The organism is Streptomyces sp. NRRL S-37, from assembly GCF_000721605.1.
GTDB lineage: Bacteria > Actinomycetota > Actinomycetes > Streptomycetales > Streptomycetaceae > Streptomyces.
Map to the genome: position 1 here is coordinate 164,650 of NZ_JOIZ01000015.1, position 15,950 is coordinate 180,599.

At 75.5% G+C, this 15,950-nt stretch carries 10 protein-coding genes; 3 read left to right on the forward strand and 7 right to left on the reverse strand.

Features of this window, described 5'->3' with window-relative positions; all coding sequences use genetic code 11:
• Nucleotides 1-133 precede the first annotated feature (133 nt).
• On the forward strand, nt 134-1,225 hold the full coding sequence (locus IH50_RS0122115) for a DUF475 domain-containing protein (protein WP_030864949.1): 1,092 nt from the start codon (nt 134-136) through the stop codon (nt 1,223-1,225).
• Nucleotides 1,226-1,230: 5 nt separating this feature from the next.
• Here IH50_RS0122115 and IH50_RS0122120 read toward each other — a convergent pair whose 3' ends face one another.
• Nucleotides 1,231-1,719: a hypothetical protein gene (locus IH50_RS0122120; protein ID WP_030864952.1), complete on the reverse strand. Its 489-nt coding sequence runs from the start codon at nt 1,717-1,719 to the stop codon at nt 1,231-1,233.
• Nucleotides 1,720-1,856: 137 nt separating this feature from the next.
• On the opposite strand from IH50_RS0122120, the gene IH50_RS0122125 reads away from it, so the two are divergent.
• Nucleotides 1,857-2,366: a hypothetical protein gene (locus tag IH50_RS0122125; RefSeq protein ID WP_030864955.1), complete on the forward strand. Its 510-nt coding sequence runs from the start codon at nt 1,857-1,859 to the stop codon at nt 2,364-2,366.
• Nucleotides 2,367-2,449: 83 nt separating this feature from the next.
• On the opposite strand, the gene IH50_RS0122130 is transcribed toward IH50_RS0122125, so the two are convergent.
• The 5 genes from IH50_RS0122130 to IH50_RS0122150 are packed head-to-tail and all read right to left on the reverse strand — an operon-like array spanning nt 2,450 to nt 14,826.
• Complete coding sequence (locus IH50_RS0122130; protein WP_030864957.1) at nt 2,450-4,192, reverse strand: hypothetical protein; 1,743 nt, start codon at nt 4,190-4,192, stop codon at nt 2,450-2,452.
• A complete protein-coding gene (locus tag IH50_RS0122135) occupies nt 4,189-7,716 on the reverse strand; it encodes a vWA domain-containing protein (protein ID WP_030864962.1) in 3,528 nt (1,175 codons plus the stop codon). The genes IH50_RS0122130 and IH50_RS0122135 overlap by 4 nt, the downstream gene beginning before the upstream one ends.
• Nucleotides 7,717-7,721: 5 nt before the next feature.
• The gene (locus IH50_RS0122140; RefSeq protein ID WP_030864965.1) at nt 7,722-8,891 is read right to left on the reverse strand and encodes an ATP-binding protein; all 1,170 of its coding nucleotides are present in this window, start codon (nt 8,889-8,891) and stop codon (nt 7,722-7,724) included.
• A 35-nt stretch (nt 8,892-8,926) separates the two neighbouring features.
• The gene (locus IH50_RS0122145; RefSeq protein ID WP_030864969.1) at nt 8,927-13,975 is read right to left on the reverse strand and encodes a hypothetical protein; all 5,049 of its coding nucleotides are present in this window, start codon (nt 13,973-13,975) and stop codon (nt 8,927-8,929) included.
• Complete coding sequence (locus tag IH50_RS0122150; protein ID WP_030864970.1) at nt 13,972-14,826, reverse strand: DUF4132 domain-containing protein; 855 nt, start codon at nt 14,824-14,826, stop codon at nt 13,972-13,974. Before IH50_RS0122150 ends, IH50_RS0122145 begins: the two co-directional genes overlap by 4 nt.
• Before the next feature lie 208 nt (nt 14,827-15,034).
• On the opposite strand from IH50_RS0122150, the gene IH50_RS0122155 reads away from it, so the two are divergent.
• Nucleotides 15,035-15,247 carry a hypothetical protein gene (locus IH50_RS0122155; RefSeq protein WP_030864973.1) on the forward strand — a complete coding sequence of 71 codons (213 nt, stop codon included), beginning with the start codon at nt 15,035-15,037 and terminating at the stop codon, nt 15,245-15,247.
• 156 nt (nt 15,248-15,403) lie between these two features.
• Here IH50_RS0122155 and IH50_RS0122160 read toward each other — a convergent pair whose 3' ends face one another.
• Nucleotides 15,404-15,877, reverse strand: coding sequence for a DUF4396 domain-containing protein (locus tag IH50_RS0122160; protein WP_030864975.1), 474 nt, complete (start codon nt 15,875-15,877; stop codon nt 15,404-15,406).
• Between the last annotated feature and the right edge of the window lie 73 nt (nt 15,878-15,950).

Consider the following 15,950-nt stretch of genomic DNA (forward strand, 5'->3'; position numbering starts at 1 on the left):
GGCGGCCGACGGGCCGCCGGCGCGGTGTCGGCCGCTCCTCCGCGGCACCGGCGTAGTAGACATCCCTGAGAGGGGCACCGGAAGGGGACCCGTCGTCCGGCGACGAGCGCGACGAGAGAGTGGGGAGTGCCGCGTGCTGCTGAAGACGTTCCGCTGGGCCTTCGCCGTCACGGGCCTCGGTCTGGCCGCCGGGGTGCTCTACGACGGCTGGACGGCCCTGGGGCTGGTCGCCGTCCTCGCCGTTCTGGAGGTGTCGCTGTCCTTCGACAACGCGGTGATCAACGCCGGCATCCTCAAGAAGCTCAACGCCTTCTGGCAGAAGATCTTCCTCACCATCGGCATCCTGATCGCCGTCTTCGGCATGCGGCTGCTCTTCCCCGTCGTCATCGTCGCCGTCAGCGCGCGGCTCGCGCCGGCCGAGGCCGTCCACCTCGCGCTCACCGACAAGGACCGCTATCAGGAACTCGTCACCGACGCACACCCGTCGATCGCCGCGTTCGGCGGGATGTTCCTGTTGATGATCTTCCTCGACTTCGTCCTGGAGGACCGCGAGATCAAGTGGCTCGGCCCGGTCGAACGGCCGCTGGCCCGGCTCGGCCGGATCGACATGCTGTCGGTCTGCGTCGCCCTCGGGGTCCTCCTCGTCACCGCCGTGACGTTCGCCGCCCACGCCCACCAGCACGGCGGCGAACATGCCGACAAGGCCCAGACGGTTCTCGTCTCGGGCATCGCGGGACTGATCACCTACCTGGTCGTGGGCGGGCTCTCCGACTTCTTCGAGAGGAGGCTGGCCGCCGAGGAGACCGGGGAGCCCGCCGGGCGACGGTCCGGGGACGCCGGGGCGGGGCGGCCGGCGGTCGCCCTGGCGGGCAGGGCCGCCTTCTTCACCTTCCTCTATCTGGAGGTGCTGGACGCGTCCTTCTCCTTCGACGGCGTGATCGGCGCGTTCGCCATCACCAACGACATCGTGCTGATGGCGCTCGGCCTGGGCATCGGCGCCATGTACGTCCGTTCCCTGACCGTCTACCTGGTCCGCCAGGGCACCCTCGACGAGTACGTCTACCTCGAACACGGCGCCCACTACGCGATCGGCGCGCTCGCCCTCGTCCTTCTCGTCAGCATCCGGTACGAGATCAACGACATCGTCACCGGCCTCATCGGCGTCGCGCTCATCAGCGCGTCGTTCCTCTCCTCCGTCCGCCGCAACCGCGCCGCACGCCGGTGAACCCCTCACCACGTCAGCGTCAGTGAACCGCCGGCCGGCAGGGCGTGCCAGCGGTCGGCGTACTCGTCGAACCGGGACACGATCCGGTCGACCACCGGGGGGATCCCACCCGCCGTCACATACGCGGGCACCTGCCGCGCATGACCGCGCCGCACCTCCCACACGGGTACGGCGATGCCCGCCAGGTGCTCCGACAGGGCCATGTCCGCCCGCGCCCGGGGGGAAGGCTTCACCGGCCTGGACTTGCGGCGCCTCGCGGCCCTGGCGCGTTCCGCCGGGTCTGCGGGCCAGAACAGGCCGTTGTCGCCGGCGGCCAGCCGCCCGTAGACCCCGAGCTCGATGCCCGCCTCCGCCTCGACCAGGAAGTGCACCAGGTCGTGCGGCAGGTACGGATGCCCGCCGGGCCCGTTGCGCGGGGCGAGCGCCGCCCCGGTCTCGCGGTGCACCGCGATGTCGTAGCTCGTGCCGGGACCCTTGGTGAAGACGACGCGCATGACCGCACGGTAGGAGACGTCCGCCACCGGCCGCACCTCGTTTCCGTGCCGGACCGTGCGGCACGGCGGGGTGGTGATGAACCCCGTGGTCCCGATGGGGTCGCATCGAACCGTCCGGGAACGGGCAGATTCGTATCATGTCCATCGACGCGACGGATTCGCCCGGAGTGCGGGTGTGTTCCCTGAAGCGGGACACTCCGCAGCCGGTCCCGGCCGACAGCCCCTACACGGTCGTACGGTTCCCGTTCGGGTCCGCGGAGTCCACCGACCGGTTCTCCATGCACCAGGTGAACCAGCCGGACGGGTACGTGGTCACGGACTGGGACTCGGACGACCGGTCCGGACTGATATGGCCCAGCACCGCCGGCTGGGGCGTCCTGTACGCGATGATCCAGTGGGAGGCCGGGAACTACGGCGAACTGCGGGACCAGTTCGTCCGGGATCCGCTCGGCCTCACCCCGGCACCCCGTGACACCACGGCGACGGAGCACCGGCCGCCGAGTCCCGGCATGCAGTGCTGGACGAAGCAGTGGGGCGTCTTCGTCGACCCGGCCGTCCCGCTCGCCGTGCGCGCCACCCACGACGACAGCGTGACACGGGACATCGTCCTGGCGGAGTTCAAGCTCGTCATCCACCCGGCCGCCTGACGGCTCGTCCGCCGGCCGCGTCTCCCCTCATGGACGGCGTCACCGGACACGGCGTCGAGGCCGACCAGGAGGCGCCGGCCGGCCTACGCACCGCGCGCCTCGGTGGCGGACGCTCCCCAGGCGGCCGCGCACAGGGCCCGTTCGACCGTGTCGGTGTAGACGGCGGCGGCGAGCCAGGCCCGGGCGAAGCGGCCGGTGTCGGCCGGGAGCAGACGGCCGAAGGTGTCGCGGGAGCGGTCCGCGGCGGCGGTGTGGAGGTCGTCGAGGAGGTCACCCGCCGTGGCGAGGCCGAGACGGCGCAGCCGGGCGCCGTCGCCCGACCGGCTCCCGGCGAGGGTGAGGACACGGCGGCCTCCCGGCACCGCCTGGTGGACGCGGCGGCGCAGCAGGTGCAGCGGGGCCTCGTCCCCGGCGGGCACGGCCCGCGCGGGTGGTGCGACCGCGCCGGTGGGCAGGTCCGCGCGCTGGAGGCGGTCCAGACCGAGGTCCACCCGGGCGCCGGGACCGGTGGGATGTTCGGTGGCGAGCAGCAGGGCGCGGGGACACGGCCCCGGTGCCAGGCGCGCGACGATCCGCAGCCGGCTGCCCCCGGCGGCGGCGGCGAGCAGGCGGAGGTTGTCGCGGTACGGGAGTGCGGGGTCGTCGTGGGCGGTGGCCAGCCGCAGGGGCAGGCCCGCGCAGTCGGCCAGCAGGCAGTCGCCCGTCGTCTCCCGCACCGTGCCCTCGAGGGTCACCTCCAGGAACAGCAGGTCCTGCCCGCCGTCCAGCGCCCGGGTCACCTGCTCGGGGGCGGGGACCGCCCACAGCCGGTCCAGCGGCTCGGCGCGCCAGTCGGCGCCGGAGGCGCGGACCGCCCGCACGCCCGCCCCCGCGCCGAGACGGCCCGTCGGGGAGACGGTGGCCCCGGACACGGCGAGTCCCGCGCGCGACAGTTCGCGGTGGGTGAGGGTGGTGTCACCGATCCGTACGGCCCGGTCGGCGGCGCCGGTCGCCCGGGAGGGTCCGCCCGGTGCCACGTCCGAGACCGTGTACAGGCGTCCGTCGGCGTCGGCGGTCCAGGTGACCGCGCCCGCGTATCCGGTCGCGGTGAGGACGGGCTCGGAGAAGAGCCCGTACAGCCGCAGGGAGCCGTCGGGGCGGTACGGCTGCCGGACCGTGCCGCGCAGTTCGGTCAGGTCCGGGCCGGTGGCGTGCGGGAGGCGGTGGGTGACGCCCAGGACCGCGGCCAGCGCGTCGGCGAGGCCGGCGAGGCGGTGTCCTGGGTCGGCGGAGCGGGCCGCGCGCACCCCGGTCACCACGGAGACCGCCGCGGCCGAGGCCCGTGGGAGGCCGGCGAGGCGGGCGGTGTGCGCGGCGTGCAGGAGTTCCGCCTGGAGCACGGCGCCGGCGCCGTCGGTGCCGGCTTCCAGGACGGCCGCGGCCGCGTCGAACACCGTTCGGGCCGCGGCGCGTTGTTCCGCGGTGGCGGCGTCGGGCTCCGGCTGCGCCGTCCCTGTCCCCTCCTCCGCCTCCGTGACCTCGGCGGGAGCCGGGGCCTCCTCGGCGACCGGTGCGGCCGAGGCCGCCGCCGCGCGGTGCAGGCAGTCGGGGGCCAGCAGGCATCCGCAGCGGATGGCGTCCGCGCCGGTCACCGTCCCGCCGGGCGCCCTCAGGACGACGTCGGTCTCGTCGTCGACGGCGATCCGCACGGTGTCGCCCTCCCGGACGGCCGGACGCGCCAGGAGCTTGGTCACGCCCGCGTCCAGCCGCTTGCGGAGCCGGGGCGAGAGCGCCGCGACGAGTTCGGCGGTGACGGACGGGACGACCGGAGGCAGGTCCGGGCTCATGCGATCTTCTCCCCTACCCAGCGGGCGAGTTCGAGCGGGCTGAGGGCGGCGACGGGCATGCCCGCGGCGACGAGCTGCCCGGCGACGCCCGTGGAGTAGCGGGGCCGGCCGGTGTCGTCGAGGCTCGCGCAGCCCAGGACGTGACAGCCGGCTCCGACCAGTGCGCGGACCTCGGCGAGGAGACCGCCGAGCGGGTAGCCCTCCTCGAAGTCGCTGACGACCACGACGAGGGTGCGCGACGGCACGGTGACGAGCTCGCGGGCGTGCCGCAGTCCGGCGGCGATGTGGGTGCCGCCGCCCACGCTGACCTCCAGCAGCAGCGACAGCGGGTCCTCCACGTGCCCGGTGAGGTCGATGATCTCCGTGGAGAACGCCAGGAAGTGGGTGGAGAGGGTCGGCACCCCGGCCAGGACGGAGGCGGTGAGCGCGGCCCACACCGTGGACGCCTCCATGGACCCCGAGACGTCCGTGACCAGGATGAGCCGCCAGTCGGCGGCCCGGCGGGCCCGGGTGCGGAACACCGGGTGTTCGGGGATCACCCGCACCGTGCCGTCCGGGGTACGGCGTGCGGTCGCCAGGTTGGCGCGCAGGGTGCGGGGCAGGTCCAGGCCGCCGCCGGGCCGTCGGCTGGGGCGGGGCAGGGCGGTGCCGTGCAGGGCGGGGCGCAGGCGGGTGGCGAGCTGCCGGGTCAGCGCGTCGACCAGCCGCCGTACGAGCGGGCGCAGGGCGGCCAGCCGGGCCTCGGGCAGTCCGCCCGCGTGCCGCAGGACGGTGCGCAGGAGGTCCACCGAGGGCCGCACGCTGTCCGCGTCCAGCTCGGCGAGGACGTCCCTGCGGCCCGACGCGGCGGCGGTCGCCAGCACTTCCTCCCGGATGCCGGGGCCGAACAGCGCGGCCAGTTCCTCGGACCACTCCCGCACTCCGGGGTACGGCGCCTGACGTCCCCCGCCGGTTCCCGGGCCCGTGAGGTCTCCCCTGCTGCCTTCGCCGCGTCCGCTGCCGTACAGCTCGTCCAGCGCGGTCGCCAGCGGTGCGGCGGACGACGGCAGCCGGTCGGCGCGGCGGCCGAGAAGGAGGCGCCAGCGGTCGGCGGGGGCGAGGGTGTGCTCCCCGGCGGTCTTCGGGGCACCGCGCTCCGGGTGCTGTGGCGCGGCCTTTGCCGGACCGCCGCCCGGTGGAGGCAGCAGGCCGAGCGACCGCAGGGCCGCGCGGGCCGCGAAGTCCGCCGCGGTCCAGGTGGCGAGGGCGGCCGGGTCGACGTCGTCCGTGTCGGCGACGTGGGTGGTGCCGAGGCGTTCCTCGACGGCCGTGAGGAGGCGGTCGCGGGCCGCGGGGCTCAGGGTGTCGAAGCCGCCGCGCAGGGCGGGGAGCCGGTCGAGGAACGCCCGGTCGGGCAGTTCGGTCACCCGGGTGAGCAGGGGCTCCAGCGCGGGGGGCGCCGCCTCCAGCAGGGGGCCGGCGGCGGTCAGCAGTCCGCCGAGCCGGGCGGTGAGGGCGGCGCGGGAGCCGGGGTCGGTGGCCCCGTCGACCCAGGAGGCCACGCGGTCGCCGAAGGCGCGGGCGTCCTCGTGTCCGAGCAGGACGCGTACGGCCCCGGCGGCACCGCGCATCAGCGGGGAGCCTCCGGCGGACAGGCGGTCCAGGGCGTCGGTGAGCCGGATGCCGCCCAGCAGGTCGGCGCGGTGGGAGAGTTCGAGCAGGGCGTGGGCGTCGGCCGGGTCCTCCGACCCGGTCAGTCCGTCGACCTGCCGCACCGCCGCCGCCGTGAGCAGTTCCGCGGCGGCGGCCGTCCGGGGCTCGCGGTCCGGGTCGGCGGGCAGCCCGGGGACGTGGCCGGCCCGCAGCCGGTCGAGCAGGGCCAGTCCGGCGAGGAGTTCCGGCAGGGTGCCGGCCTGGGGCAGGACGCCGGCGACGTCGTCGAGCCGTTCGTCCGCGAGTCCGGGCAGGCCGCACTCCGCCGCCCGTTCCAGCCCTTCGAGGGCCTGTGCGGCGGTCGGCCCGCCCTCGTCGCGTTCCTGGCGGCGCCGTTCGCGCAGGACTCCTTCGGCGGCCTGCGCGGGGGTGACTCCGCGTACGCCGGCCGCGGTCAGCACGGCCGCCGTGGCGGGGGTCCAGCGCACCTCCCAGCGGGAGGTGAGGGCCTCGGCGCCGCCCGCGCCGACGACCTCCCTGGCCTCCCCGTAGGGCACACCGCACACCGTCAGCCGGCGCAGCAGCAGTTCGCGGCGCCGGTCGAGGTCGGACCGCAGCGGGTCGAGCCGCAGGTCCCGGGCGGGGCCGGGGCCGCCCTCCTCGGGGCCGGGCAGGCCGAGCCGGGCCAGTTCGGCCTCGACCGCGGGGACGAGTCCGCTGCGCGGCGCCCCCGGGGCGGGGCGCCCGGTGCGGGTGCCGACGAGCACCCGCTCCATCGCCCGTGCCACGGCCCGGCCGCGCCCGTACGGCTCGCCCTGCGCGAGCACCGTCTGGACCGCCTCGACCAGTTCGCCGCGGCCCGCCGCGGGCAGGCCGCGCAGCCGGGCGAGGTCGGAGGCGAGCCGGCTGATCTCCTGGGCGTCGGCCGGTCCCGAGGGGTGGCCGAGGCTCCTCAGCTCGGCGCAGACGCGTACGGCCGCCCGGATCAGCGCCTCCTCCAGCGCGGCCGGGTCGCCCGCCGCGCGCAGGACCATGTCCTGCCACTCCGGGTCCCGGATGCCCGCCGGGTAGCCGGACCGCTCGTCGAGGAGGGCGTAGGTGTACGGGATCAGCGAGGTGTTCCACACGGGCCGTTGTCCGTCCGCGGGCGTCGTTCCGTCCTCGTCCCCCGGGGCCTGCCGCAGCAGCGCCGGGGCGTGGAAGGCGCCTACCACCACGGCGGCCCGCTCGCCGCCCGCGGTGGCCTCGGCCAGCCGGGCCCGCATCCAGCGTTCGCGCCGCAGGTCCAGCTCCGGTACGCCGCCCGAGGCGACCGCGTCCTCACGCAGGGCCCACCCGGTGAGCAGGGCGGCCCGGCGCAGCGCCTCGGGCGGGGAGCCGGGTGCGGCCGTCTCGACGAGCCGGTCCCAGAGGTCGTCCCCGGGGCGGCCCGTCAGCCGGGTGCGCAGCGCGGTGGCGAGACCGGGGCCGCCCGCCCCCGTCCCCGTGGCCCGGCGTCCGCCGGTCCAGGCCCGGTCGGCGAGCGGCAGGTCGCAGGCGACCACGGGCACGCCGTGCCGGACGGCCCAGCGCACGGCGGCCAGTTCGGGCGAGAAGTCGGCGAACGGGTAGAACGCCGGTCCGCCGTCGCCGTCGCCGGGTGCGGCGGCGAGCGCCACGGGGGCCCGGGTCTCCTCGTGCCCCAGCCAGGGCAGCCACTGCTGTGTCTCCGCGGGCAGTTCGACGAGCAGCACCTTCGGCTCCGCCTCGTCCAGCAGCGCGGGCACGGCGGCGGCCAGGGAGGGCGCGTGGTGCCGTACGCCGACGAGGTAGGGCGCGGACGGGCCGGTGAGGGCGGCGAGCGCCTCGTCGGGCGGGACGGGCGGGACGGCGGCCCCGTGGGAGAGGGACACGGCCGTCAGCCCTCCAGGACCGTGCGCAGGTCCCACAGGGTGCGCCAGGTGGCGGAGCCCTGCTCGGCCCGGCGCCGGACGGGGCCGTCCCAGTAGCCGCGCAGCCGGGCGGCGTCGGCGGGGTCGTCCTTGCGGACCACTCCGAGCAGGTGTCCGGGCAGCAGTCCGAGGACGTCGCGGTCGCCCGGGAAGTAGGCCGCCGCGAGGGCGAGCGCGCCGGCGACGGACACGGCTTCGGCGGTGCTCATCACCGTCGACGGCCGTTCCACCTCCCAGCCCTCCGCCGACCGGCCCTCGCGCAGGTCCCGGAACGCGGTGACCAGGGCCTCCAGCACGGCGTCGTCGACCTGGAACGGCGCTCCGGCGCGCTCCACGGACGCCCGCGCCCGGCCGCGCACCAGCGCGGTCTCCGCGTCGAGGTCGCCGATGGGGCCGACGGTCTCGAAGTTGAAGCGGCGCTTGAGGGCCGCGGACATCTCGGAGACGCCCTTGTCGCGGAGGTTGGCGGTGGCGATGAGGTTGAAGCCGGGTGCCGCGTGCGCCAGCGCGTCCTCGGTGCCGGCCAGTTCGGGTACGGCGATGCGCCGCTCGGAGAGCAACGACACCAGGGAGTCCTGCACTTCGGGCAGGCAGCGGGTGACCTCCTCGACGCGGGCGATCGCGCCCCGGGACATGGCGGTCAGGACGGGGGACGGCACGAGCGCCTGCCGGGTGGGGCCCTGGGCCAGCAGCAGCGCGTAGTTCCAGCCGTACTTGAGCTGGTCCTCGGTGGTGCCGGCGGTGCCCTGCACGACCAGGCCGCTGGTGCCGCACACGGCGGCGGAGAGCAGCTCCGACAGCATCGACTTGGCGGTGCCGGGTTCGCCGACGAGCAGCAGACCGCGCTCGCCGGCGAGGGTCACCACGCACCGTTCGACCAGGGCCCGGTCGCCGACGAACTTGTCCTCGATCACCATGCGGTGCGGGACTCCGTCGGGTGCCCCGGCGCCGTCGGGGAGCTTCAGGGCCCGGCCGCCGCTGCCCATGACGAACGTGACGACCGCGCGCGGGCTGAGCCGCCAGGCGGGCGGGCGCGGCCCGTCGTCGTGGGCGGCGAGGAAGGCGAGTTCGGTGGCGTACCGGTCCTCGGGCGGGACGATCTGGCGGGCCGGGGAGGGGGACGGGGTGGTGGTCATCGGCGCGGGTTCTTCCGTGTGCGGGTGGACGGTGGTCATCGGCGGCGGCCCTTGCGGGTGGCGCGGGTGGTGAGTTCCTCGTAGGCGGGTGCGTCGCCGGCGCGGACACGGTCCCAGGCGCGGGTGAACAGCTCGGGCACCGGTATCAGCGGTACCGCGTGGGTACGGTCGTGGACCGGGTAGAGGCCCTGCTTCCAGACCTCCACCGGCAGGGCGGGGGACTTCAGGTCGAGCCAGCCGCACGGCAGGAAGAGGGTGCGTCCGGCGCGGGCCCGCTTCGCCTCCACGACCAGGCCGGTGGCGGCCAGTTCGGTGCGGGCCTTCTTGGCGCGGGCGGGTTTCCAGCCGGTCCAGCGGGCGCGGTTGCGGTCCGTCGGGTCGGGCAGGGCCAGCAGTTGCAGGTAGAGCGCCGCCGCGTCCTCGCTCAGCCCGTGGGTTCCGGCGACCTCGGTGACCAGGGCGGGCACGCTCAGGGTCGGGTCCTGGGCGTAGCCGGTGGGTCCCTCGGGGTCCGTTCCGGCCGCGAGGGCGCGGGCGAGTTCGTCGCCCAGGACGGTCCGCAGCGCGTGCATGCCGTCGCGCCGTCCGGGGCCGACGATTCCCTCGATCAGTCCGAACAGGGGGTTGTCCACCGAGCCGAGGGCGCTGGTGCGGACCAGGACGGCCTCCTGGTCGCCGTACCAGGGGCGCAGCACCAGTGCCTCGCCGACGGGTGTCAGTCCGTGTGCGTCGGCGCCGCCGGTGGCGGGCAGTCCGTACGCCTTGCGCAGTTCGGCCGCGGTCGACGTGCCCTTCTCGGTCCACTCCAGGTCGAGGTCGAGCAGCAGCCCGGGGTCCGCGACGCGGCGGCGCAGCGCGGTGAGTCCCGCGGGCAGGGCGGCGCGCAGGGGGTGCCCGTACGGCAGGGAGTAGGCGAGCCCGGCCAGGACGGCCACGGCGCGCGTCAGGTGGTACCGGCCGGGGACGGCCCCGGGGTCCTCCGCCACGAGGTTGCCGTCCTTGTCGGGGCGCTGCACGGTGGTGCGGCTGAGCCAGGGGGTGCGGTGCGGGTTGAGCAGTTCCTCGACGGAGTCGGCGGGCACACCGGCCGGGGAGAGTTCCGCGGCGAGGTCCTCGGGCAGGCGGACGACCCCGTCGAGGTGTTCGGCCCACACGCGGCCCGCCGCGTCCGTGTCCGGTCCGGCGGTCCACAGGTCGGCGGGGTTCCCGGGGAGGAGCGCGCCGATGAGCGCCAGGCGGTCGCCGGGCTCCAGCGAGCCCAGCAGCGCGTCGCCGAACTGCTTCTGGCGCGGCTTCAGCCCGGTGGCGGCGATCACCTCGTCGGTGAGCTGCGACGGCCGCCCGGCGAGCAGCAGGGCCGCCTGGACGGGGCCCAGGCCGCCGCGGGTGGCCGCGGTCAGGGCGGCGGGGGCCTCCGGCTGCCAGGGCGCCGCGCCCTTGTCCCGGACGAGCGCGGTGACCGCGGCGAGCGTGTCGGCCGGGAACACCGGCGGGTGCGCGGTCTCCCGTTCCAGGGTGAAGTGCGCGACGGCACCGAAGGCGCCGGCCGGGTCGTGGTCCAGGGCGAGCCAGTTGACCCGTCCGGTGCGGTGGTCGACGTTCCGGCAGCCGAGGACGACGACGGTGCGGCCTTCCCGGCGCAGCACCTGGCCGACGCGCTCCTGCTTGTCGTGCGGCTCGCTCAGCACCACCTCGCGCAGCGCGCCCCCGGGTGCGGCCAGGGGCCCTTCCGTGATGGCCTCGAACAGCAGGAGCAGGGCCCGGCGGTGCGGTTCCGTCAGGGTGGGTGCGGCGGCGCGGTAGGCGAGCGGGCGCAGCGCGTCCAGTACGGACGGCCACACCGCGCCGATGCCGGGGACGGTGAACTCGTCGCTGCGCCACCCGTCGGCGGCCCCGGTGGACCGGGACGACGCGGGCAGGGGCCTGCCGTCGGCGGGCTTGCCGGACAGGACGTGGTTCACGGCACGGATCTGCCGCAGGGTGCTCCAGTTCTGTCCGCCGCCCCACCAGCCGCGCAGGTCGGCGAGGCCGGAGGTCGCCTCGCGCAGCGTCTGCTCGTCACCGTCCTCGGGGCTGTAGTCGGCGAACATGCCCTCGGTGCGCCCGCGTTCCGTCCTGGGCCGCTCGGCCGGGGACGTGACGAAGGTGGCGACGGACGCCGCCAGGCGCAGCACCGCGTGCACGAGGGCGGCGACGCCGGTGAGCAGGTGCGGCTCGGTGAGGGCGGGCAGGGCGCGGGACACGGCCTCCCGCACCACCTGGTCGGCGGTCGGGACGGCGGGCTTGCCGGTGGTGGTCACCGCGGGCCTCCGCCCCCTGGTGACCTGCGGTGAACCGGTCTGTGCCCCCGTCGCCACGATCTTCGCCTGCCGCTCGGCCATCGCCTGTGCCCCGGCGCGCAGCAGTTCCTCCGCCTGTTCGTCGCTCAGCGCCCGCAGAAGCGCCGAGGCGTTCTCGTCGCGCGGCCGCAGCGCGTGCCAGAAGTCGATGGGCGGTACGAGCCGCGTGCCGGCGGCGAACTCGCCGCCGCGCTCCAGCGGTGTCACCTGGCCCAGTTCCCGCAGGCCGGTGGTGCCGTCGTTCGCGTAGAGGGCGATGTGACGGTAGTGGGTGACGACCAGGGGCTCGACGCCGCCGGGCAGCCGCAGCGCGCCGACCGGTGTCCCTCGGTGTGCCGCCGGCAGGGTGACGGTCCGGCCGTCCGGGGTGCCGACGGTGGTGCGGGCCTCGTCGCCGTCGCCCTCGGTGCGCACCCAGCGGCCGAGGACCGTGCCGTCCGTGCCGAACGGGCTGTCCTCGAGGCCGGGCTGCAGGGGCAGCACCGAGCAGTGCTGCTGGAGCAGGGTGGCGCCGTCGCGGACGCCGGAGTTCAGGAACGCGGGCAGCGAGGCACGTCCGTGCGTGCCGGTGGCCGGGTCGTACTCGAGCCATACCTGCCGCGTCCCCTGCCGTCCCTGGCGCCAGTAGGAGGTGCCGTCGCCGAGGACGCGGCGCGCGGGTGGCAGGACCGTGTCGCCGGCGTGCAGGGCGCGTCCGCCGGTGGCGCGTCCGCCGTCCGGCAGGGGGATCGAGGTCTCGCCGGTGTTGCCGCCGCTGTACCAGTGCGGGAGCTTCTCGCCGTCGAGCGGGAACACCTCGGCCGGGCGGGCCGACCAGTAGCCGTACTGCTTGTTGTCCTGCCGCCACATCACCAGCAGTTCGCCGTCGGTGCAGCGGAACGACGGGCGCTGCCAGCGGTCCAGTTCGACGGGCAGCCGCAGGTCGTGTTCGAGCAGGATGTCCCGCGGTCCCACGACGATCGCCTTGTGCCCGCGGGAGAGGATCAGGGCGGGCCAGGCCTCGTGGACGGCGAGGGTGTCCTCGCTGTCGCGGCGGGTCTCGGCGTCGAGCCGGCGCAGCGCCTCGTCGAGGGCGGGCCAGCCCAGTTCGTCCGGGATGCCGGCGCGCAGGGTGGTGCCGAGCAGCGGTGCCACGTCGAGTGCGGCGGCGCGGGCGACGGCGTCCGGACTGATCCGTGCGGCGATCGCGCGGAACGGGCTCAGCCGCTTCAGTGCGGTGCGGGCGGCCTCCAGACCGGACGCACCCTCCAGCTCGCGGGCGGCGTCGTCCAGCCACTCGCGGAGCACCTCGGCGAGCACGGGGTGGGCGGCGATTCCCTCCAGCGTCTCCTGGCCGGTGTGCCGGCCCTGCTGGTTGCCGACGGCGTGATAGAGCGTGCGGCGGCCGAAGCGGTCCGCCGCGACGGCTGTCAGGTCGCGTCGCCCGGGCCGGGTGTCGCGCAGCCACCGGTCGAGGGCGATGTGGACGCCGGTGTCGTCCCCGGGCGGGGCCAGCGGCACGTCCAGCGCCAGGCACAGGTCCAGCAGGTCGAGGTCGGTGCCGGCGTGCCAGCGGCCGGTGAACAGGTCGACGGGGCGGCCCCGTTCGCGCAGGCGCGGGGCCATGCGCTCCACGAGGGCGAGGGTGGCCGGCGAGCGGTCGCTGACGGTGCCGCCGTGCTTGCGGTGCAGGGACCAGCGGCTGAGCCAGTCCGCCGCGTCGGTCCCGTCCGGCGTCTGCGTCTCCCCCGTCAGCAGCCGGTCGGCGCCGGTCTCGGAGAGCAGCGCCAGCCAGAACTCGTCGTCCTCGGTGGAGCGGCCGAGACCGGCCGGCATGATCTCCAGCAGTCGGCCGCGTACCGAGGGCTGCTGTTCGGCGAGAACGACGAGGGTCGCCCGGTAGGTGTTCCAGAAGGACGCGGGGGCGCGGACCGCCGCGGGTGACGCGAGCAGGTCCGCGACCAGGGCGCACTCCTCGGTGACCCGGTCCAGGCCGGCGGCCTTGATCAGGGCGCGGGCGTCCTGGGGCAGCGACGCGTAGGGCGGCATGCCGGCCGCGCAGCGTTCCACGGTGAGCTGCCGGAACTGCGCCCAGGCCTCGGCCGGGGTGAGCCGGGCGGCAAGGGCCTTCACATGCTCCTTGAGGGCCTTGACCGTCAGCGCCCCGGCGAAGGCGAACTCCAGGAACACGGCGCGCTGCCGCTCCTCGTCCACGGTCAGCGCGTGCACCCGCTCCGCCTCGCGGGCCTTGCCGAAGAACGCCGCCGCGTAGGTGGTGTTCTCGTGCTGGAGGAAGACGCGGGCGGCCTGCTCGTAGAAGGTGGGCAGGAAGTGCGGTACGGCACGGCCGAGCCGCTCGCCGAGCGCCTCGAAGCCCTCCTTGGCGTTACCGGGTCGGGACTTCGCCTGGCGGGCGAGCCGCTCGACGTCCTTGACCAGGGCCAGCGCGTGGTGTCCGTTCGCCGGGTCGTTGACCAGCGCCCACGCGGGGAAGCCGAGGGTCTCCCGGCGCACCTGCCCGACCTCGCGGGTCTCCGGCTCGCGGGCCAGTCCGAGGAAGTCCAGGGCGAGGTCCTCCGCCTCGCCCAGCGTGCCCGGCACCAGCCGCACGACCTTCCGCTCGTCCAGCGCGGTGTGCGTGTACGTGCGGACGGTGAGGACGTCGGCGTCCTCCCGGTCCGTGGTGCCCGGGGGCAGTACGGCGCCGGCGTCGAGCAGCGCGGCGGAGGTGGTCTCGTCGTAGGTGAATCCGTCGTACGTCGTCACGCCGCACGCTCCTCGTCCTCGATGTCGCGTCCGGCGTACAGTGCGGCCGCCATGCGCATGCCCTCCGACCAGGCCACCGGCCCGACCCGGCCGAGTTTCAGCACCCGGCCGGCCGGGTCGCTGAAGACCAGGGGGCCGGTCTCCGTCTCCTCGTAGCCGTCGTAGTCGCCGACCCACACCCGGGCCTCGACGGTGTGGCCGTCCTCCACCACGGAGCACACGGCGTGGCCGCCGCGCACGCGGTAGCCGAGCTGGGTCGCCCGGCCGTGCAGGAACCGCAGCTCCTTGAAGACGCCGCCCGCGTGGTCGTCGACGGAGGCGGCCTCGGCGTCGAGTGCCGCGGGCCGGTGCCACACCTCGCGGAAGAGCTGCTGGGCGCGTTGTTCGACGCCGAGCTCGACGGCGAACTCCCGCAGCTCCTCCAGGTCGTCGAGGAGCACCGGGTGCGGCAGGCGGACCAGGCCGGGGGTGAGGCGGACGGTGTCGCCGTCGAGGTCGACCAGGCCGAGGCCGCGCTCGGGGTCGGCGTCCCGCAGGAATCCGGCCACCGCGCCGTCCGTGCCCGTGACCACCAGGTCGCGGAGGGCGGCCTGCCAGGCGGGGTCCGGCCACACCCGCGCCAGCACCTCGAACGGCACCGGCAGCGAGCGCACCATCCACCGCTCCACATCGGCCAGGCACTGCCGTTCGTGCCGCTCCAGCCACTCGGTGAGCCGGCGCAGCCCCACCACCGCCGGATCGTCGGCGATCTTGGGCGGTACGGACTTCAGCCGCCGTCCGGCCGCGTTGCGGCACACCACCTTGCCGCCGTCGAGGGCGACCTCGTAGCCGCCTGCCGACACCCACCCCATGCGTGCCTCCCGCACCCGCAATGATCAAGTGACGGGAACTGTAGAGCAGGGCTCTGACAACGGGTCCCCGGGTCCTCGCCCCCGGACGGGCACCGCGGCGGCGCGGGGCCATCAGGGTGGTCGCAGGCCGTGTCGGGCGGCCGTCCCGGGGCCGGCTGGCCATCCTGGGTCGGTAGCGCGGCCCCTTCCGAGCGACAAGGAGCACGGCATGCCCACGGACCCGGTCGGACGATTCCTCGCGGCCCTGGACCCTCACCACCGGGAGGCCGTCAGCGGCAGACCTCGCGAGGAGCAGGAACGGCTGGCGGCGGACTGGGAACGGGAGCTGGAGGCCGACACCGGGCTCGACTCCCTCGACGAGCTGTCCCCGCCGGCGGCGGAGGCCGAGGCGGCCCGCCGCGTCCTGGACCGCGAGCGCTAGGGAATGCCGTTCGGACCGGGTCGGCTCCGGTGAGCGGTGCCTCGTGGCCTGACCGAGCGGGGTCCGGGGTGGGGTACCACCCGCTCGGACGAGGCCGGGCGAGAGAGCGGTGCCGGCCCCCGGCAGGATCCGAACGCCTTCTGGTGCGTTCCGCGGTCAGTGGTGGGCGTGGACGACGGCGTGGCCCCTGCCGCGGCCGATCATCCACTTGTTGACCGGTGTGGTAACCGCGAACGCCACGGCGAAGCCGCCGAGCAGCGCCGACCAGAACAGCCCGTCCGACAGGTGTGCGTCCATCGCGCCCGGTGTCAGGGCGACGATCGCGTTGTCGACCAGTTCCATCACCGCGATGGAGACCGTGTCTGCGGCCAGCGCCACCTTGATCGCGGCCCGCGGGGACAGGCCCGCGCGCACCACCGCGAAGAGGGTGAGGGAGTAGCCGAAGACGAAGGCGAGGGCGATCGCGAGGATCATGGTCGGTACGTTGCCCCACAGCAGGGCCGTGCCGATGACCATGCCGAGGATCTCGCCGATGGCGCACCCGGTCAGGCAGTGGAGCGTCGCCTTCACCGCCATCGCCCAGGAGGCGTGGCCGTGCCCGGCGGCGGTGTGACGCGTGCTGTGGTCCATGGTCTTCATCCCCGTTCGGCGTCCTGGGGGCCGGTGTCCGGCCCACCAGGAGCAACATATACCCCCAGGGGGT